This is a genomic window from Streptomyces sp. TRM68367 (genome assembly GCF_014495685.1).
GTDB lineage: Bacteria > Actinomycetota > Actinomycetes > Streptomycetales > Streptomycetaceae > Streptomyces.
On record NZ_JACTVI010000067.1, the window covers coordinates 33,645 to 51,736 of the forward strand.

An 18,092-nucleotide genomic window follows, 5' to 3' on the forward strand; every position below is an offset into this window, starting at 1 on the left:
CGACTTTCTGAACTGTCGCGCCGGTTGCGGTACCGCTGTCAGTCCGCCTTCAACTCCGGTGGGTAAAGGAAGTAGTTGGCCGCGGAGGCGGCCTGCGCCCCCTCCTGCACCGCCGCCGACACCTGGTGGGAATGCGGCGCCGTGATGTCCCCCGCCGCATACACGCCGGGAACCGACGTGTGCTGCTCCGTGTCCACGTCCACATAGCCCTGCGCGTTGAGCCGGAGGCCGAGACCGCGGGCCAGGGCCGTCTCCGGGGTGGCACCCTGGATGGAGAACAGGGCGTCCAGCGGGAGGCGTTCACCGCCCCGCGTCACGATGGCCGACAGCCGGCCGTCGCTGCCCTCGGCCGCCTTGATGCGGTCGTGCACGATCGGTACGCCGGCCGCGGCGAGCCGGCGTCTGAAGCGTTCACTGATGTCGTCCCTGCGGCTGTTGGTGAGCAGCCGGACCCGTTCGGTGAGGCTGTGCAGCTGCATGGCCTCGCCCGCGGCCGCGTCGGTGTGCCCCACGACGAGGATGCGGCGCCCGCGGTTCTCGTAGCCGTCGCAGGCGATGCACCAGAACATCGAACGGCCCACGTACTCCTGCCAGTCGGGGAAGTGCGGGAAGTGGTCGAGCACGCCGGTGGCGAGGACCACCGCCCTGGCCCACCACACATGGCCCTGCGCCTGGACCGTGAATCCCCGTCGCGCGTCGCCGACCACACCCGTCACGCGGTGCGCGGCGATGCGGGCGTGCGGGTAGTGGGCCAGCTGGCGCCTGCCCAGGTCGCGCAGTTCCGTGGTGGCGATGCCGTCGGGGAACCCGAGGTAGTTGCGGTTCGTCTGGTGATGGGTGGAGCGCCCCTGCCCGGTGTCGAAGACCAGCACCCGGCGTCCGTAGCGGGCCAGTTGGAGCGCGGCGGACAGCCCGGCCGGACCGCCTCCGACCACCGCGACGTCCGCGTCCTTCAGGTCCTTCGCGCCGTCCGGGTCGTTCGTGTTTGTGGCCACCGCGTCAGCCCGCGGACCGGCTGCCGTGCGCGAGCCGGCGCACCGCGGCGAGCGGTATGGGCAGCCACTCGGGCCGGTTGCGGACCTCGTAGAGCGCCTCGTACACGGCCTTGTCGGCCTCGAACGCCCTCAGCAGCACCGGGCTCGTGCGCGGGTCCTGGCCACCTGCCGCGGTGTAACCGGCGCAGAAGGCGCGGCGGCTGTGGACGGCCCAGGCCGAGGCCCGGCTCGTCATGCGCGTGCCGCGAAGATCGCGCGAGCTCGGCCCCCCGGGCGGGGCGCCGAGGATGTCGCCGAGGGCGTGGTGCGCCGCGTAGTCGAAGGACCGCAGCATGGCGGCGACGTCGCGGACCGCCGGCTGCAGGTGGCGCCGCTCCTCGAAGGGATGTCCGGGCTCGCCCTCGAAGTCGATCAGGACCCATCCGTCCGCGGCCCGCAGCGCCTGACCCAGATGGAGGTCACCGTGGATGCGCTGGATCGGCAACGGGTTGCCGCGCCGCACCACTTCGCGCAGATCCTGATACGCCGTCTGCAGCCCGCGCGCGTAGGGAGTGAGGTCGGGCACCTCGACGAGGGCGTCGTCGAGCCGGGCCACGAGGGTGTCGGTCAGCTCCACGGCTTCCGGCAGGCTCAGGGTGCGTGCCTCCAACTCCTGCGCGAGCGCCCTGTGCACCTGGGCCGTGGCCTGCCCCAGGGCGAACGCGTCGTCCGGGAAACCGCCCAGCGGCGCGACGGATGCACACGCTCTGCGGATGCAGGCCTCCGCCTGCGCCGTGGCGATGCTCCAGCCGTCCCCGAGCGAGGGCACGAACTCCTGGAGGATGCACAGCGTGGCCGGCTCCGCGCCCTGCCACCCGGCGGTCTGCGCCCAGGCCAGCGGCGCCGCGCTCGGCACATCGCCGGTCCGCTCCAGTGCGGCCAGCATCTCCAGCTCGGTATTGGCACCCGGCATGATGCGGCGCAGCACCTTGAGCATCATCCGGTCGCCGAAGGCCACCGACGTGTTGGACTGCTCCCCGGTGAGCGGCCGGGCCCGCAGTCCGGCCGGGATCACCGCCCCGGGGATGTGGTGGTACTCGAGCGCTCCGCACGGCTTTGCCGCGACGAAGCGCTCCAGCAGCGCGGACAGCAGCTCGGGATCGGAGCTCGCCTCGTACAGGGTCAGCCACCGCCCGTCCGGCGTACGGCCGCTGCCGATGACGGCGTCGGCGGGCACACCGGTGCGGGCATCGGCCGGTTGGGGCACAGCGCCGACGAGCAGCTGGTAGCACGCGCCGTCGTCGGTGCGGAACACGGTCTGCAACAGCGCCGGTGTGCCGGGGACGACGACCTCCGCGAGCAGGGGCCGGACCTCGGACAGGTCCTGGCCCTTGCCCGCGTACCAGCGCCTGCCGGGCAGCCAGTCCGGCAGGAGCCGGCACAGCTCGTCGACCATCAGGTCCAGGTCATCGGCGCGCAGTCCGTCGGACCGGCGGGGCGTCACGGTGCGCGGGCCGGTCCCGGTCATCAGGCACTCACCTTCGTGTCGCGTGACGGGACGAGCGTGATGCGGCCCGTGGGCGCGGGCGCGCCCTGCGCGCGGGACGGCGAGAGCACGGTGACGGCATGCGCCAGGGACACCATCGTCATGTGGTGGTGCCAGCCGCGGTACGAGCGGCCCTCGAAGTCGCGGATGCCGAGATCGTCGCTCACCTCCGCCAGATCGCGCTCCACGCGCCGCGAGAGCATGGCCGTGCGGTACACGGTGCCGAGCTGCGACTGCGCGAGGTTGGAGAGCCAGAACTCGCTCGGGGAGCGCCGGCCGGGGTCCGCCCAGGCGGCCAGCAGTACGAGGTCGAGGCGTTCCGGCTGCCCGTGGACGGTGATGCCCTTGCGCAGCGCGACTCGGGCGGCGCCGACCGAGGTGGCGCGCATGGTCTGCTCCGTGTGGTCGAACCACTCCACCGGCATCCGTTGCTTGTGCAGCGCGGAGAGCAGCCCGGCCGAGCCCACCCATCCCCCGCCCTGGTCGGCGGGTCCGGGCCCGCTCGGCCCGGTCTTCGGGCCGGGCGGCACCGGTGTGATGGAGGACGGGTCGACCCGGACGACGAAGGGGATCTGACGGGCCACCAGCTCCGCGCAGACCGGCTGCGGCGACGTCTCCCGCAGATCCATCACCACCGGCCGGCCGCGCAGTCCCCACTCCTGCGCCATCTTGCTCACCGAGTCGACGGCACACTGCTCGGGCGGGCACGATCCGACGTCGGTGGGGATGGAGGCGCGGCGGCGCATGTCCTCCTGGTCCGTCCAGCACTCGGGCAGCGCCAGTTGCCAGTCCACGGGGCAGCTGCCGCGGTCCCCGGCGAGCCAGACGCTCATCGCCTGCTGGCAGTTGACGACCCGGCCGATCTGCGAGACCCACTGCCGCTCCACGCCGACCGAGTGCTGGCCCACCTTCGTGATCACGAGGGGCTGCACCACCCAGGCGCGGGGCTGCGCGCGCTCGATGAGCAGCCGCGCCAGGTCGCCGCGCACCGGGTCGACGTCCCACGGTGACTTGCTGATGAATTGGTAAAGACTTTGCTCGGCCCCGCTGCCCGCGCCATTGGCGAGGGCACGCATGGTCTTCTTCCCGCGGACCGCGAGCAGCCCGCGCACATAGACCTCGCCCCAGCGCCGCTGGTCGCTTCGTGGAATGGAGCGCAGCGCAGAGAGAACCTCAGCGAATTCGTTCGGTGAAATGTTGTCGGGAAGCGTCTGCTGGTCTTCTGCGGACACTGTTCTCCCCTCTCCATCAAATACGTGAGCCACATTCCGGTGAGCCACGGATCCGTGCTGCGGGAACCGAGGACCGCATCCGGGCAGGCCTCACAGCCGCGTGCCGGATACGGGCATGCGACGGCGCAGCGAATGGGCGGCCAAAGCGAAAAGCGCGGTGGTGGACACGGGGCCGGCGGGCGGTGCGACGGCACTGGCACCGGCCCCGTGTCCCTGCCTGCCGGTGACGGGGGAATGCCCGGCAGGTCTCGAGCGGGGTGGGCCGGTCAAAGGCTCCGCCCCGCCGTGCGGGTGGCGCTCAGGCGCCCGTCAGCGGACCGGTCCCGGATACGCGGGGACCCGGTCGGGGATCAGCCGGTCGAACAGCGGACCCCAGTCGGTGGACTCCTCCCCCGGTTCGTTGTAGAGCTCGAAGGTCGTCCCGCCCGCGGACGGCAGGCGCAGGGACTGCACGCACGCCTCCGCGACCGACTTCCTCGAGACCCAGCCGTTGCCGCGGTCGTGCTGCTCGAGGCGCACCCGGGCGCCCGCGACATCGCCGTCCGTCAGCCAGCTGGGACGTACGACGGTGTAGGGCAGGCCCGAGGCACGCACCTCGTCCTCGCCGCGCAGCCGCCAGTCGAGCAGCCGTCCGTAGGCGTTCATGGGGTGTTCGCGTCGCGTCACGTAGATCTGGCTGATCAGGACGACGTGCGGGCGCTGTCCGCCGTCGGCGGCCGCGGCGAGCACATTGCGCACCCCCTCGTAGACCGTGCTCTCGGGGCTGTGCGGACCCGAGTCGGCGGTGCCCGGCTCGACGGTGAACACGATGCCGGAGCAGCCGCGCAGCGCGGGACCCAGGGAGTCCGCGTACCGCACGTCGGCGCGGTGTCTCTCCACTCCGAGTGGCAGCACCGCGCGCTCCGGGTCGCGGCTGATCACTCGTACTTGGTGGCCTTCCTCGATCAGTCGGCGTGTGATGATCACGCCTGTCCGGCCGGCCCCTCCGATGACTGCAATGGGGCTCTGCATGGTGCCCTCCAGGGATGAGCGCCGTCACACCCAGCGCAGGATGTCGTCAGCGTGCCTGAGCTCGGTCTGTGCGGGTACGCCGGCCAGCGCCGGAACCCGCAGTCGGGGGTACACGGTGACCCCGCAGAATCGTGATCCCGGCCAGAGCACGGCTCCGTCGCCGATGGCCGAGAACCGCTCCAGTCGCAGTGGCCGGACGCGCTCCGAGAGCGCCTGGGCCATGGGGCCTATGTAGGTGTCGGTGATATCGGCCCAGCTGCCGACCACCGCCGACTCGCCCACCGCCGACCGGGCGAGGGTGGCCCCCTCACGGATCTCGGCTCCGTCGCCGACGTCCGTGTGTTCCAGGCGCACTCCGGGTCCGATCTCGACGTCGCGGCCGATCCGGACGCCCGGGCCGATGACGACCGAGCCGTCGTCGATCTTCTGGGCCAGCGTGGTGCCGGCGACGTCGTCCTTCGTCTGCAGGCTGGTCTCGTGGATCCAGCAGCGCGGATCCGTCCGGTCGGGGGCCGCCATCAGCCGGTTCATCTGCTCGTACGCGCCGTCGAGCACGAGCTGGACCGTCTGCAGGTAGTCGGGCACATTGCCCATGTCGCCCAGGCGCCCGATGGTGTGGGTCGCCACCGGTACGCCTCGTCCGACGAGGTGGGGCAGGAGGTCGCCGCCCCAGTCCAGACGCTGGTGGGACTGGCGGAAGAGCTCCGGCTCGCGGGCGAGCATCCGCAGGCGGCCGCAGTCCACCAGGTACATCCCGGCGTTGGTCGCGAGGGTCGCGGCCGGATCGTCGGCCGTCCGCGGGAAGAGCGAACCCAGCTCCCCGGTGCCGGGCTTCTCCACGAAGCCCTGGACCAGACCGCGTTCGTCGGTCCGCATGACGCCGTACTTGCCGGCGATCTCCGATGCGGTGCGGGCCACGGACGCGACCGTGACCACCGCGCCCTCGGCGCTGTGGGCCGCCTCCATCGCCGCCAGGTCGAAGTCGAAGAGCGAGTCGACGGGCAGGACCAGCGCCCGGCCCTGCAGGTCCCACTGCTCGAGGTTGTGCAGGGTGGCACCGGCCGAGCCCACGTTGTACCGGTCGAACCGGGAACGCGAGTAGGTGATGTCGACGCCGAAGCGCTCACCGTGGCCCAGCAGGAGCTTGATCTGGTTGCGGTTCTCGAGGCCGTGGGTCACGACGTAGAACCGACGCACGCCCTGCGCCCGGCAGGCGTCCATCATCCACTCGACCAGACGTCGTCCGACGAACGGGATGAGCGCCTTGCTCCGGATGTAGTCCGAGGATTTGAGAGTGATCGGCTTGGCCCGCTCGCCTCTGCCGCCGGCCAGAATGATGCCAACTGTTTCCTCGTCACGGTTCACGCCCACTGCCCCCCGCGAATGTGAATTGTGCGTCGTATTCCGGTTCCCGGTTCACCTGGCCGCTGCCCTACTCCGGAGCGGCACTCCAGTTCTCGTCGTCGTCCGCTTCCGCAAGGGGCGCGGACACCCTGTGTAGCAATAAGGCCGAAACCGTATCCCTTTGCATTTCCATCCTTTCCGCTCGACGGAAATGGCACCGCGCCCTTCCGCCTCAAACAGCATGGCGCGGAAAAGGCTGGAATCCACGGACGGGTAGGCTCAGGATCGCGCATTGCGGGAATCAGCAAGGGGAAAAAGTGTGCAGATATCCTGACATAAGCCCACAACCGAACGTCGTACCTCTGTGCGAGCGCGGGCTGGATTGCTACCGCCGCGCGCTGGCGGAGGGCCTCGCGTCCGACGATGTCCCGGACTGTCTGACCGAGTTGGGCCTGATGCGACGACAGGCCGGAACCGGCAATCGCTGGGTCGCGGTGCCGCCGGACATCGCGTCCCACGACCTCACGCGCCCGTTGGAGCGCGCGATCCTGGCCCAGCAGCACACGGTGGCGGGCATCTACGACGCGCTGTCCGCGGCCGAGGACGTGTACCGCACGCAACAGCGCACCTCGGCGGCGTCCGTGCGCCTGCTGCACGGTGCTGATGTCATCTACGCGGCGCTCGAAAGGGCCTCGGAGGCCTGTCGCGAAGAGCTGCTGACGGCGCATCCCGGCGGGGCCCGTGACCCCGACGCCCTGGGCAAGACCCTGCCCCGCACGCTGCGCCTGAACAAGCGTGGGGTGCGACAGCGCACGCTCTATCAGCACTCGGTGCGCGCGCACGGCCCGACGCTCGCCTACATCGAGCGGGTGACGAGCGCCGGAGCCCAGGTGCGCACACTGGACGAGGTCGTCGACCGGCTCATCGTCTACGACCGCTCCATCGCCTTCATCCCGGACCCCCGCTACGACCAGCAGACGACCGCCCTTGCCGTTGAGCATCCGGCGCTCATCCACTACCTCGTCAAGGTCTTCGACCACGCCTGGCAGCGTGCCGAGCCGGTCACCATCAGCCAGGACCACAGGCTCCCGCTCCTGACGGACGAGACCCGCCGGGCCGTGCTGAAGCTCATGGTCGAAGGCCACACGGACGCGGGGATAGGCAAGCGGCTCGGCATCAGCAGCAGGACCGTGTCCCACCACATCAAGAAGGCATCGGACCTGGTCGGGAGCCGCAGCCGGGCCCATCTCGCCTATCTGCTGGCCCGGTCGGAGCTCCTTCAGTCGCCGCGCGGCGACTGACCCGGGAGCCGGGCCCGCCCGGGGCGGCCGCATTCGGCCGCCCCGGCGCCCGCTCATCGCCACAATCCTTTGACGGTCGAGAGCACTCGGCCGGCGTCGGCGGCGAGATCGCCGCTCGGCGTCACCTCAAGCACGGCGCAGCCAGGCATCAGCCGGCTCAGCCGCTGCCGCACCCCGTGCCGCCCCGGATACCCGCCGAGCACAACGAACCGGTCGTGGTGACGGGCCAGTTCACCCGCCGCCGCGGCCAGGTGACTGTCGTCGAGGTACACCAGGTGCGCGTGCGCGAGGCCCGCGTTGCGCTCCCGGGCCGCCAACGCGAGCCGGGTGCCGTCCTCGCCGGCCGAGATCAGGCAGACCCCCGCGTCCGCGTGCCGCCGGGAGTCGCGGGCGACGCCCCAGACGACCGAGGGGATGTCCCCGTCGCCCGCACCCGCCCAGTCCGCCGTGACGTCGGCGGGCGCCCCCGCGCCGATGCGGATGTGGTACGGCCGTCCCGACCGTGCCGCACCGCGCACCACCGCCCTGATCTCCTGCACGCCACTGGGCGCCGCGATCCGGACGCGCGGTGTCCGCAGCAGCTCCGCCGGATCGACCTGGATGTCCGGCACCACGACCGACGCACCCGTCTGCAGATGGGCGAGAGCCAGCCGGGGCAGCCGCGCCGCTCCGATACCCGTGCCCAGTCCGCACACGAACACCCTGAACCCGGCGGTGACCAGTCCTTCGACCATGCTCACCATGGCGCTCTCGACGCTGCCCAGCTGGAAGAACCGGTCCGGGTGCGCCGTCTCGAAGGGGTGTCGTGCGCCGCCTGGCAGGGCTTCCACACACACCACTCGGCCGTCCTCCGCGCCGATCTTTGCCAGTTCCTCGCGGTAGACGTCCTCCGCCAGGATCGCTGGAGCCCCCATAGCGAAAACTCCTTTCAGGGAAGCATCCACAGAATGTAGAGTGCTCTCTTTGTTTTTCGGCCGAACGAGATCCGGGCGCGAGCCCCAGGGGCAGACCCCCGTACGAGCCCGTGACGGTGGGTGTCGGCGATGTCACGCACAACCAATCCCCTGACTCTTCGCGACCCGGCCTCCCGCGCAGCTAAACATAGAGAGTACTCTCTTTCATAGTCCGGAGGGCAAATGCAGGGGAGCCGCCTCGGCAGGCTCTCGGGACGCGCAGCGGCGCGATGACCAGGCCTGACCTGGCAAGAACTCGACTACGGCGTGGGCGAGTTGACCTAGCCTCCCGGTACGCGACGCCGCGGAACGCAGAGGATGAGGGATCGGATCAGGCCACTGTGCGAGCACCAAGACGCGGCACCGACGCCGGGGACACCCCCGCCGCACCGGACATCCGGCCTCGCCCGGATCCGTCCTGCGGCACGTCCGGCCACGGGAACGGACTGGGCGAACCGACAGGAGGGAAACGGCATGGCGGGGCATACCGGGCAGGCGCGAGCGGCGCTGACCCGAGGACGGCTCGTGCGGAACGCCGCGACGGAGTTCGCTCTGCACGGTTATGACGGCACGTCACTGTCCCGTGTCTGCAAGGCCGCCGGCGTCACCATGGGGGCGCTCACCTTCCACTACCCCAGCAAGACCTCCCTGGCGCAGGCGGTGTGCGCCGCCGGGATCGAGGCCACGCGCGCCGTCGTCGACAAGGCCGATCGGCAGGGGAAGACGCCGCTGCAGTCCGTCGGCGGCGTCGTGCGGGCCCTCGCCGCCCTGCTGATCGACGAGAGCGTGGCGCGGGCGGCAGCCCGGCTGTCCCGCGAACGGCCCTCGCTGCGCATGGACTGGCGGGACAGCTGGCTGCCCCTGGTGCGCACCCGGCTCCACCAGGCGGAGGTCCTTGACCAACTGCGCCCCGGCACACGGCCGGAGTCCGCCGCGCTCCTGGTCGGCAGCCTCGTGGCCGGGGTCGAGGCGGGTCTGCTGCCACCACCCCGCAGGACGCTCCTGCCCCCACCCACCGCACAGGAGCACCTCACCGAGCTGTGGCAGACCGCCCTGCAGGGGATCGGGGCGCTTCAGGACGACCCGGCGAGCGCCCCCTGACGCCTGCCATGAAGCCCCGGTACCAGGCCGCCGCCCCGTCGAGGCGGGCCAGCGGGCCAGGCCCCGGGTCCCTGGCGAGCAGCTGCCAGATCCGCTCACTCAGGTACCGGTGATCCTGCGCGAGCAGTCCCAACTGCCGTTCGCCGTAATGGCCTTGGGAGCGCGCGAGCAGCGCGCGGCACTGCTGCCAGTCGGCGCTGCCACGGGCGGGCGCCACGAGGCCGTGTGCGCTCAGCGCCGCTCTGAGGCGCCCGGTGGACACCGGCACCGGATGAGCGGCGTGGTGCACGCCCCGTACGGCGTCGGGTGCGGTCGCGGCGGCCACGACGAGGCGGGCCAGATCGCCCACGTCCACGAGGGACTGCAGCCCGGTGCCGCCGAGCCACTCGGGCGGCACCCGCTCGGCGAGCTCGGCGAACGCCGGAACGACCCAGCGGTCCCCTGCGCCGAGCACGAGGCCCGGCCGCAGCACCAACGCGCCCGCGTCGAGGGCGGGTTCCTCCGCGACGAGGCGGCTGCGGCTGGCCGCGGAGACCGGTGCGGGTGCGATCTCATCGACGTCGATGCCGTGGTGGGGACCGGTGCCGTAGACGGCGGCGGTCGACAGGTGCACGATGCGTCCGACCCCGGCCGCGCGGGCCGCCGCCATGACGGCGGTGGTGCCCCGCACGTTGACCGCCGCGCACCGTTCGGCGTCCTTGCCGACGTACGACACGGCATGGACCAGGGCGTCGGCTCCCTCCAGGACGCCGGTCAACGACGCCGGGTCGGTGAGGTCGGCCCGCACCTGTGCGACCGCCTCCCCGCCCGGCAGCACGACGTCCGCGCGGCGCACGACGGCACGCACCCGCACCGGGCCGCCGTCGGCCGCCGCACACCCGGTCAGCTGCCGCAGCACGGCGGCGCCGATGAAACCGGTGGCCCCGGTCAGCGCGACGGTCCACGGCCTCATTCGGACACCTCTGGCGCCCGGCCCGTGGGCTCCAGGCGGTCGATGACCTCGGGCGTGGCGACGGCCGGCAGGAAGTACGACCACAACTCCGCGATGCGCTCGGTCAGATCCTTGCGGCCCGTGCTGATCTGGGACAGCAGCTGCGTTCCGGTGTAGGCCCCGACCAGGACCCGGGCGAACTGCTCGGGGGCGATGCCCTCACGCAGTTCACCGAGCGCCTGGGCGACCATCAGCTCTTCCTCGAAGTTGGTGATCCACAGCTGGTACGCGGCATCGTCCTGCAGACCGAAGGCGCCCTGCTCGACGGCCAGCCGCACACCCGCGCGAAACAGGACGTTGCCCTGGAGCTCCCGCGCCAGGGCGAGCGTGAGGTCGATCAGGTGCTGCAGTCCGCTCGCTCCTCCCAACTCCGGTAGATCTGAGGCTTGTTCGGCCATCACGGCCCGGGCCAGGTCGTCCTTGGAGTCAAAGTGAAAGTAAAGAGCTCCCATAGTCGAACCGGCCCGCTTGACGATCTTGATGGTGCTGGTTCCGGAGAATCCGTGCAGGTCAAACTCTTCTGCGGCGGCCCTGACGAGAGCCGCCCTCGTCTTTACCGCACGCTCCTGCTGTGGGCGTGTCATAAATCCTCCCTCGACAAAGAAACAGAGCGCTCTCTAGGTTATGCCCTGTCGGCTGCGGCGCCCACAACCGTTCGATGTCAGTACGAGATCCACAGAGAGGCCGTTCCGTGACTGATACCACCGTTGTACCTGTTCGCCCCAGTTCCGCTCTCAAGACCGCCACCAGCCCTCCTCTACCGATGACGGCCATCCCGCGTCAGTACGTGCACAAGACCGCCCAGGCCGAAGTCCTGATCTGCGGCTGGCAGAACAACGGTGAGGACTCCTTTCTCGCCCCTGCCCAGTGGCCCCGGTCCCACAGCTTCTACGCCCCGGCCCACGGCCTGCACGACCCGATGCTCTTCGCCGAGAGCGTCCGTCAGGCGATGCCCCTGGTCAGCCACGTCGGGTACGGGGCACCCATGGACCACCGCCAGATATGGGACCGGTTCCGCTGCACCATCTCCGCCGAAGCGCTGCGGCACGAGCGGCTGCCCGCCGACCTGGAGATGCACCTGACGGGCGCCGACGTCGTCAAGCGCGCCGGACGCCTCGGCGGGATGGCGCTGCGGGCCACGGCGGTTCGGGACAAGCAGCGCATGGGGGCCGCCGAGACCCGGTTCGCCAACCAGGCGCCCGCCATCTACCGGCGCTTGCGCGGCCCGCGCTGCGACGCCGCCCGCGCCATGGCCGGCGCCGTCCCGCTGCCTGCGCCGATCGCGCCCGACCAGGCGGGCCGGATCGATCCACAGGACGTCGTCCTCGCCCCCGGGCGAGCGGACCGGCACTGGCAGTTGCGGGTCGACGTGACGCACCCCGTGCTGTTCGACCACCCGGTCGACCATATCCCCGGCATGCTGCTCCTGGAGGCGGCCCGCCAGGCGGCCCACTCCGCGCTGCACCCCCGGCAGACCGTCATGACCAGCATCGACGCCAAGTTCACGCGATTCGTCGAGTTCGATGCCCCATGCCGGATCGAGGCGGAGCCGACCGCCACCACCACGCCCGGTCAGGAGACCGTCCAGATCACCGCCCGCCAGGGCGAGAACGTGCCGTTCACCGCGACGGTGACCTCTCTGGTCGTCCCGCGCTGACGCACCGCCGCCACCGCACCCGTACACAGCAGAGAGGCGGCGCCCACGCGCCGCCTCTCCCCCGTTTCCACCCTGAGTCCGCCTCAGGCCTGCGGGTTCCAGGCCGCCACCAGACCGAGAAGTCTGTCAAACGAGCAGGGCTGGCCCGTAGTNTTTCCACCCTGAGTCCGCCTCAGGCCTGCGGGTTCCAGGCCGCCACCAGACCGAGAAGTCTGTCAAACGAGCAGGGCTGGCCCGTAGTCGGTGGTGAGGCTGGGTGTCCGTCAGGGTAGGAGAATGCGGTGGCGCAGGAGGTCGAATCCGGCGCGTCCGTGCATCTGCCTCATGATCCTCTTGGTGCGGGTGTCGACCCCTTCGGTGCGGCCGTTGTGGTAGGGCAAGGTGAGGCCGGCGTTCACGGCGGGCCGGTCGAGTTCGAGGCCGTTCGCGAAGGAGTGCAGGTGGGGCAGGTCCACGGCGCGGGCGGCCGTGATCCATTCGGTGAGTTTCACGTCGTTGTCCTCTGCCGGTTCCAGCAGGACGGCGAAGCCGCGTACCAGGTCGGCGAGTGCGGTCATCTCCGGGCAGGCCGCGGCGATCTTCTCCAGCAGGGCCGTTTCCTTCGGACGCAGGTTTCGGGGTCGGGTGAGCAGGAGGCGGCAGGCGTGACGCGGGGTGGTGACGGGGGCGGTCGCCTTCAGCGCGGCCCTGGTTGAGGCAGCGGACCAGCAGGTCGGCGCTGCCGGTGTAGCCCAACTCCCGGATCTTCCCCAGTAGGTAGGTGACAGCAACTGCCGGGTCCGCCCGCGCGCCGTTCGCGGAGGTGATCGCGGTAGGGGTCGACGAGAGTGGGCCGGTAGGCGGGGGCGATACGCAGAGCCTGGGATTTTGGCATACGGGCGTAGCGCTTGACGCTGTTCAGAGCGACATCGAGGCAGCGGGCGCAGTCGAACAGGCCGACACCCTGGCCGAGGAGGTCGTGGATTTTGTTCCAGCGTTCGCGGGTGGCCTCCTCGCGTACGCCCCCGGGCCGGGCGGGATTCACGGCGGTGGCCCAGCAGGCGGCGTGGGAGCGGACCTCGGCCAGGGCCTTGCCGCACAGGTTGCTCCACAGGTGCCACCTGTCGCTGACCTGCACCGCTTCGGGGAGGGCCTGACGGATCGCCTCGCCGTAGGAGAGGAGAAGCCGGGTGAAATCGTCAAGACCTGTGGATCAAGGTCTCTTAGTTGCTGTGGGTGGGGGCGTGTTCGGCGGGTCGTTCGATGAACGTGCCGCTGATGGAGTGCTGGCGCGGACGAGCGCGAGGAATTGGTGCGTCAGGCGCCGCACTCTGCCGGTCGGCGGTCCGCCGCTGAATCGACCGGTACGAGGAGCCCGAGACCGGAGAGCGCGAAGAGAACCGTCAGCGGCGTTTCGCCGGTGATGCCGACGAGAGGTGCGAGGGTCAAGGCGCGCACGGCGAGCAATCGCAGCAGCCGAGCTACGTCGGATGATGGTATGTCCATGTCTCTCCTCTCAGCGAGTCAGGAGTGTTTCTCGGTGCGTCGTCGAGGATTCTTCCGGACCAGGCCGCCGGAGACCGGCGCAGTGCCGATGCCGCTGTCGCCGTCCTCGTGGCGCAGTACCCAGTCGTCGAGGTCGAGGGCGACTTCCAGCGGTTCCCTGGCCATGTAGGCCCGCAACCAGCTCACTTCGTCGGCGGCTCTGGCGGTGCCGGTCCTCTCGGGGGAGCGTAGTTCCTCCCGGAAGCCGGCCTCGGCCATCGCGAAGCGCACCCGCGCGGTTTGCGGAGACACGTTCAGGACGTCGCCGATGAGCTGCCAGTCGGCGCCGCCCATACGCTCGAACACGGCCGCGGCTTCGAAGAACCGCTGCGCGGCCGCGAGCACTCGGGCGGCATCAGCCAGCACGGCGCCCGGCGAACAGGTGGTGCCGTCGGGGTTCAGCTCGTGCTCGCCGATCGGGACGGTGGCACGCGCGAGTTCGGCCAGTTCGCATGCCTCGTAGGCCATCACCAGCCTCGCTCGCGCCGCATCCGTGTACGGTGCGGTGGCTCCTGTGTCACCTTCGGTCATGTCAGTCAGCCTCAGCTCCGACGATGGGGGCTGATCACCGCGGCCCTTGCGTGGTCAGGCGCGCAGGAAATACAGGACGGTCGTGGTCACGGCGGTGGTCAGGATGACGCCCCGCAACAGCCGGGCGGGGAGACGGCGGGCGAGGTGGGCGCCGGCGAAGCCGCCGACTACCGCGCCGACCAGCATGCAGGTGAGGAGAAGCGGAGCGCTCAGTGTGTCCGAGGCGATGAGGAACAGCACGGTCGCGCTGAGATAGATCGCTGCGAGCTGCGCGATCCGCATCGGGTTGCTGACCGCGGCGTCGAGGCCGAGGCCGATGCTCCACAGGGCCAGCATCATGATGCCTACGGCACCGCCGAAGTATCCGCCGTACACGGCGAGGAAGAACTGGCTGACCAGGACGGCTCGGTAATTCATGTTGACCGAGTGGCCCAGCGTGATGCTCAACGCTTGGGAGAGGCGGCGTCCGAAGGCGAGGATCACCGTGGCGAAGGCGAGTAGCCACGGTGCCGCGGTGTCGAACGACGATGCCGGCAGCGCCAGCAGCAGACCGGCGCCGACTCCGCCGCCGATCACGCTGATCGCTGTCAGCGCCTTCGTGGATGTCGTCCCGACCCGGGCGAGCTCGCGTCGGTAAACCCACGCGCTTGCCACGGCCCCGGGTACGAGGGCGACTCGTGACAACGCGTTCGCCGTCACCGGTGACAGGCCGAACGCGACGAGAGCGGGCAGCGCCACGAATGTGCCCCCACCACCAATGGCGTTCAGGGCTCCGGCGGCGGCACCGGCCAGCAGGACAAGCAATATCTCGGACACACGCCGAGCATCGCTCCGTGACCAGTGGGTCCACAATGCGTAATCGGTGAACGCAGCCTAAGGCTGGCCCTTAGGCTGGGGCGGGTGCGCTATGACTTGGACGACCTGCGGCTCTTTCTCCATATCGTGACGGAGGGGTCGATCACGGCGGGCGCTCACCGGATGCACCTGAGCCTGCCTTCGGCCAGCGCCAGGGTGCGCTCGCTGGAGCGCCACGCCGGCGTGGCGCTGCTGATCCGCAGTCGGCGGGGCGTGCGGCCCACGCCGGCAGGGACGACCCTGGCCCGCCACGCACGCGACGTGCTCGCCCAGACTGCGCGGCTCGAAAGCGCCGTCGCGAGCTACACCCAGTCCCCGACCGCTCCGCTGACCCTGCTGGGCGGCGGCTCCGCGATGCATCGGCTCGTGCCGCGGGCCCTGGTCGCGTTCCTCCGCGCACACCCGGACGTCGACGTCACGGTGTCCGAGAGCCGCACCCCTCAGACCGTGCGGATGCTCGCCGACGGCGAGGCAGACCTAGGGGTCGTCCTCGACGACGAGGCCCGCGACTGCGGCCTGCACATGGAGCCCCTCGGCGACGACTCCCTCGTCGTGATCGGCCAGGCCGGCGGGATCCTCGCTGGGCGAACGACGCTGACCTACAGCGAGGTCGCTGAGCACCCTCTCGTCGGGCTCGACGCAGACTCCTCGCTGCGCCGCTGGATCGAGAAGCACCTCGGGCCACACGCTCCAGTGGTGCGCTACCGCACCACCGTCGCCAACCTCAACGTCCTCGTCACCCTCGCTGCCGCCGGCGTCGGGCTCGCCGTCGTACCGCGTCGCGCCATCGACCCCCACCAGCCACTCGACGTGTGCGAACTGCAGGACCCCTGGGCTCGCCGCCACCATTTGCTGGCCTGGGGCGTCAAAGACAGCGCCTCGCCGACGGCCACCGCGGCGCTCGCCGAACACCTGTGCCGCGCGGCACTGTCCGAGCCTTCCTCCCGCAACGCACACGGAGACCCGGTCGGCCAGCGGCCCTCCCACGACGGTTGACCGGAAACCGGACACGGGCCGGCGCCGAGCGCCCGGATCTGCGTGCCGAGCCAGTGGGAACCGTCCGTCGCCCGCCAGCCCGCCCTCGCCACCAGCTCGCGCACTATCAGCAACGCAGTAGCAGCGGCGGCGCGTTTGGTGCCTCAGCGAAGGTTAGCCAGAGCTGTAATTCGGTTGAGGTGCTTCAGGCTGCGTGAGTCTCGGGGCGTTCGACGAGGTGGCCGCGTTCGAAGCGGGCGCCGGCCCGGACCAGGGCGACGAGGTGGGGTGCGTTCACGGAGCGCCAGCGGCCCTGGGCGGATTCGACGAGCTTGAAGACCATGGCCAGCGCGGCGGCCGCACTGCCGGCGCCTTTGGTGACCTTGGTGCGCAGCCGGACAGTCGCAAAGGTCGACTCGATCGGGTTGGTGGTGCGCAGATGGATCCAGTGTTCGGCAGGGAAGTCGTAGAACGCCAGCAGTTCGTCGACGTCGTCAGTGATCTTCTTCACCGCCTTGGGCCACTTTGCGCCGTAGGCGTTGTCGAACGAGGTGATCGCCTTCAGCGCGTGCTCGCGGTCCTCGGCGTTGTAGACGTCCTGCAGGGCCTTGCGGGCACTGGGCTGGGCGGACTTCGGCAGAGCGTTGAGGACGTTGGCCGTTTTGTGAATCCGTCAAGAATCAACCTGTTGCTTCGTGATCAGCGGCTCGTTGGCCTGGTATGGCGATCACGGACGAGATGCTGTCCCAACTCGATCACCGCTTCACGGTGTTGCTGCCGCATCTGAACGAGCGGCAGCGGCCTCTGGCGGTGGCCGCCGAGGCGAGGCTGCTCGGACACGGCGGGGTACGCGCTGCCGCCCGGGCGGCAGCCGTGAGCGAGACCACCGTGCGCCGGGGGATCGCAGAACTGGAGTCCGGTCTCGGACCGCTGCCCGGCGGACGCATCCGCGCCGAGGGTGGGGGCCGCAAACTCGCCGAGGAGCTCGACCCCGGCCTGGTGAACGCGCTGATGGCCCTGGTTGAGCCCGATGAGCGCGGCGATCCGGAGTCCCCGTTGCGCTGGACGACGAAGTCGCTGCGCCACCTGGCCGAGGAACTGGCCCGGCAGGGCCACCCGGTCTCTGCCCCGACGGTGGGGCGGCTGCTGAAGCAGGCCGGATTCAGTCTGCAGGGCAACGCCAAGACCCTTGAGGGTGCCCAACATCCCGACCGCGATGCCCAGTTCCACTATCTCAACGAGCAGGTCAAGCAGCACCAGGCGGCAACGTGATCATCCGGCACATGTGGAGAGACGCGGAACAGCGCCCTGCCCAACCGCCCGCGCACACCGCAGCTTGACAAGAGATCGTCCGCGCCGGAGCCCGCCATCAGATCCGGTCGGGTGGACGCGAGGCAGAACATGTCCGGGACGAACGGGAGGTCGGTGGCCTTCTTTATCTCGTCGTAGAGCTCCGCGAGGCGGCCGTCGGCCTCCTCCTCGGCGATCAGTGGCACCCGGACGTTGGCGGTTGCATCGTCCATGCTCAGTTCACCTCTCAAGGTTGGCAGCGGCGACGCGCGGGAGATTGCGGCGACGCAGCACGGGCATTGCCTCGGCCTGGAAGTCGACGTCCGCGTCGAACGCCTTGATCATTCCTTCGATGACCAGGAGCGACAGCAGCGGGAAGGCGAACTCGGGCACCGGATACAGCCCGAAGCGGCGCTGCAACTCAACCAGGCGGCCGGCGAAGCGTGCCAGGTCGAAGTCGCCGGACCTGGCACCGGAGGCCTCCTCGACCAGCGTGCGCAGTCCGGCACGGAAGCCCTCGAGGTCGCAGTCGTCGGCCATCTGTGCTGCGCTGTCGATGACGATCTGCGCGCACATGCTGCCGTCGCCCCAGCGCCATGTTGATAAAGAAGTCTGCGAAGGACCGCCGCACGGCCTCGGGCAACCGGATGACGAAACCGGCATCGAGGATCACCAGGCCGCCGTCACGGTCGAGGTAAAGGTTTCCGGGATGCATGTCGCAGTTACGGCAGCTGTAGATAGCCCTGCCTGTGCTCATCGCGGCTGGTCAGCGGTTTGAGGGGGGTGGGTGCGGGGCACGAGGACGGC

General features: G+C 70.4%; 17 protein-coding genes and 4 pseudogenes. 5 read left to right on the forward strand and 16 right to left on the reverse strand.

What is annotated here, in order from left to right:
* Window positions 1-38: 38 nt before the first annotated feature.
* The 5 genes from H8R17_RS31640 to H8R17_RS31660 all read right to left on the reverse strand — a co-directional run bounded on the left by H8R17_RS31640 (window position 39) and on the right by H8R17_RS31660 (window position 6,128).
* On the reverse strand, window positions 39-995 hold the full coding sequence (locus H8R17_RS31640; protein WP_187826651.1) for an NAD(P)/FAD-dependent oxidoreductase: 957 nt from the start codon (window positions 993-995) through the stop codon (window positions 39-41).
* A gap of 4 nt (window positions 996-999) precedes the next feature.
* Window positions 1,000-2,502, reverse strand: coding sequence for a maltokinase N-terminal cap-like domain-containing protein (locus H8R17_RS31645; protein ID WP_187826652.1), 1,503 nt, complete (start codon window positions 2,500-2,502; stop codon window positions 1,000-1,002).
* Entirely contained in the window at window positions 2,502-3,752 is a 1,251-nt protein-coding gene (locus H8R17_RS31650) for a transposase (protein WP_187826653.1), read from the reverse strand. Before H8R17_RS31650 ends, H8R17_RS31645 begins: the two co-directional genes overlap by 1 nt.
* Before the next feature lie 309 nt (window positions 3,753-4,061).
* A complete protein-coding gene (locus H8R17_RS31655; protein ID WP_187826654.1) occupies window positions 4,062-4,763 on the reverse strand; it encodes an SDR family oxidoreductase in 702 nt (233 codons plus the stop codon).
* 24 nt (window positions 4,764-4,787) lie between these two features.
* Window positions 4,788-6,128: a sugar phosphate nucleotidyltransferase gene (locus H8R17_RS31660; RefSeq protein ID WP_187826655.1), complete on the reverse strand. Its 1,341-nt coding sequence runs from the start codon at window positions 6,126-6,128 to the stop codon at window positions 4,788-4,790.
* A gap of 296 nt (window positions 6,129-6,424) precedes the next feature.
* Here H8R17_RS31660 and H8R17_RS31665 point away from each other — a divergent pair, with 296 nt between their 5' ends.
* Window positions 6,425-7,408, forward strand: coding sequence for a helix-turn-helix transcriptional regulator (locus tag H8R17_RS31665; protein WP_316959583.1), 984 nt, complete (start codon window positions 6,425-6,427; stop codon window positions 7,406-7,408).
* A gap of 53 nt (window positions 7,409-7,461) precedes the next feature.
* On the opposite strand, the gene H8R17_RS31670 is transcribed toward H8R17_RS31665, so the two are convergent.
* Window positions 7,462-8,322 (reverse strand): transketolase, encoded by an 861-nt coding sequence (locus H8R17_RS31670; RefSeq protein ID WP_187826656.1) that lies wholly within the window; start codon window positions 8,320-8,322, stop codon window positions 7,462-7,464.
* A 513-nt stretch (window positions 8,323-8,835) separates the two neighbouring features.
* On the opposite strand from H8R17_RS31670, the gene H8R17_RS45890 reads away from it, so the two are divergent.
* On the forward strand, window positions 8,836-9,462 hold the full coding sequence (locus H8R17_RS45890) for a TetR/AcrR family transcriptional regulator (RefSeq protein ID WP_223125711.1): 627 nt from the start codon (window positions 8,836-8,838) through the stop codon (window positions 9,460-9,462).
* Here H8R17_RS45890 and H8R17_RS31680 read toward each other — a convergent pair.
* Both H8R17_RS31680 and H8R17_RS31685 read right to left on the reverse strand, forming a co-directional pair.
* Entirely contained in the window at window positions 9,392-10,414 is a 1,023-nt protein-coding gene (locus H8R17_RS31680; protein ID WP_187826657.1) for an NAD(P)-dependent oxidoreductase, read from the reverse strand. The two genes, H8R17_RS45890 and H8R17_RS31680, sit on opposite strands and share 71 nt — an antisense overlap.
* Window positions 10,411-11,037, reverse strand: a complete 627-nt coding sequence (locus H8R17_RS31685) for a ScbR family autoregulator-binding transcription factor (RefSeq protein WP_187826658.1) — start codon at window positions 11,035-11,037, stop codon at window positions 10,411-10,413. Before H8R17_RS31685 ends, H8R17_RS31680 begins: the two co-directional genes overlap by 4 nt.
* A 179-nt stretch (window positions 11,038-11,216) precedes the next feature.
* Between H8R17_RS31685 and H8R17_RS31690 the strand changes: the two genes are divergently transcribed.
* Complete coding sequence (locus H8R17_RS31690; protein WP_187826659.1) at window positions 11,217-12,110, forward strand: ScbA/BarX family gamma-butyrolactone biosynthesis protein; 894 nt, start codon at window positions 11,217-11,219, stop codon at window positions 12,108-12,110.
* Between the two features lie 263 nt (window positions 12,111-12,373).
* Here H8R17_RS31690 and H8R17_RS31695 read toward each other — a convergent pair.
* From H8R17_RS31695 to H8R17_RS31710, 4 genes and pseudogenes are all read right to left on the reverse strand, one after another.
* Window positions 12,374-13,266: pseudogene (locus H8R17_RS31695) on the reverse strand (transposase); the annotation flags it as partial.
* 140 nt (window positions 13,267-13,406) lie between these two features.
* Entirely contained in the window at window positions 13,407-13,595 is a 189-nt protein-coding gene (locus tag H8R17_RS31700; RefSeq protein ID WP_187826660.1) for a hypothetical protein, read from the reverse strand.
* 18 nt (window positions 13,596-13,613) lie between these two features.
* Entirely contained in the window at window positions 13,614-14,165 is a 552-nt protein-coding gene (locus tag H8R17_RS31705; RefSeq protein WP_187826661.1) for a hypothetical protein, read from the reverse strand.
* Window positions 14,166-14,219: 54 nt separating this feature from the next.
* Window positions 14,220-14,981, reverse strand: a complete 762-nt coding sequence (locus H8R17_RS31710; protein WP_187826662.1) for a sulfite exporter TauE/SafE family protein — start codon at window positions 14,979-14,981, stop codon at window positions 14,220-14,222.
* Between the two features lie 84 nt (window positions 14,982-15,065).
* Between H8R17_RS31710 and H8R17_RS31715 the strand changes: the two genes are divergently transcribed.
* A complete protein-coding gene (locus H8R17_RS31715) occupies window positions 15,066-16,016 on the forward strand; it encodes a LysR family transcriptional regulator (protein WP_187826663.1) in 951 nt (316 codons plus the stop codon).
* Window positions 16,017-16,200: 184 nt separating this feature from the next.
* On the opposite strand, the pseudogene H8R17_RS31720 reads toward H8R17_RS31715, so the two are convergent.
* A pseudogene (locus H8R17_RS31720) lies at window positions 16,201-16,662 on the reverse strand (transposase); the annotation flags it as partial.
* A gap of 53 nt (window positions 16,663-16,715) precedes the next feature.
* On the opposite strand from H8R17_RS31720, the pseudogene H8R17_RS31725 reads away from it, so the two are divergent.
* A pseudogene (locus H8R17_RS31725) lies at window positions 16,716-17,261 on the forward strand (ISAzo13 family transposase); the annotation flags it as partial.
* On the opposite strand, the gene H8R17_RS31730 reads toward H8R17_RS31725, so the two are convergent.
* The 3 genes and pseudogenes from H8R17_RS31730 to H8R17_RS49450 all read right to left on the reverse strand — a co-directional run.
* Window positions 17,225-17,518, reverse strand: a complete 294-nt coding sequence (locus H8R17_RS31730; RefSeq protein ID WP_187826664.1) for a hypothetical protein — start codon at window positions 17,516-17,518, stop codon at window positions 17,225-17,227. The pseudogene H8R17_RS31725 and the gene H8R17_RS31730 overlap by 37 nt on opposite strands.
* 7 nt (window positions 17,519-17,525) lie before the next feature.
* A complete protein-coding gene (locus H8R17_RS31735) occupies window positions 17,526-17,861 on the reverse strand; it encodes a hypothetical protein (protein ID WP_187826665.1) in 336 nt (111 codons plus the stop codon).
* 55 nt (window positions 17,862-17,916) lie between these two features.
* Window positions 17,917-18,042 (reverse strand): annotated as a pseudogene (locus H8R17_RS49450) (AarF/UbiB family protein); the annotation flags it as partial.
* Between the last annotated feature and the right edge of the window lie 50 nt (window positions 18,043-18,092).

Bases quoted from the DNA above. Each gene is read 5' to 3' on its own strand.
- H8R17_RS31690 (WP_187826659.1), top strand. From the start codon at position 11,217: ATGACGGCCATCCCGCGTCAGTACGTGCACAAGACCGCCCAGGCCGAA.
- H8R17_RS31645 (WP_187826652.1), bottom strand. From the start codon at position 2,502: ATGACCGGGACCGGCCCGCGCACCGTGACGCCCCGCCGGTCCGACGGA.
- H8R17_RS31705 (WP_187826661.1), bottom strand. From the start codon at position 14,165: ATGACCGAAGGTGACACAGGAGCCACCGCACCGTACACGGATGCGGCG.
- H8R17_RS31735 (WP_187826665.1), bottom strand. From the start codon at position 17,861: ATGTGCGCGCAGATCGTCATCGACAGCGCAGCACAGATGGCCGACGAC.
- H8R17_RS31700 (WP_187826660.1), bottom strand. From the start codon at position 13,595: ATGGACATACCATCATCCGACGTAGCTCGGCTGCTGCGATTGCTCGCC.
- H8R17_RS45890 (WP_223125711.1), top strand. From the start codon at position 8,836: ATGGCGGGGCATACCGGGCAGGCGCGAGCGGCGCTGACCCGAGGACGG.
- H8R17_RS31670 (WP_187826656.1), bottom strand. From the start codon at position 8,322: ATGGGGGCTCCAGCGATCCTGGCGGAGGACGTCTACCGCGAGGAACTG.
- H8R17_RS31685 (WP_187826658.1), bottom strand. From the start codon at position 11,037: ATGACACGCCCACAGCAGGAGCGTGCGGTAAAGACGAGGGCGGCTCTC.
- H8R17_RS31730 (WP_187826664.1), bottom strand. From the start codon at position 17,518: ATGGACGATGCAACCGCCAACGTCCGGGTGCCACTGATCGCCGAGGAG.
- H8R17_RS31655 (WP_187826654.1), bottom strand. From the start codon at position 4,763: ATGCAGAGCCCCATTGCAGTCATCGGAGGGGCCGGCCGGACAGGCGTG.
- H8R17_RS31680 (WP_187826657.1), bottom strand. From the start codon at position 10,414: ATGAGGCCGTGGACCGTCGCGCTGACCGGGGCCACCGGTTTCATCGGC.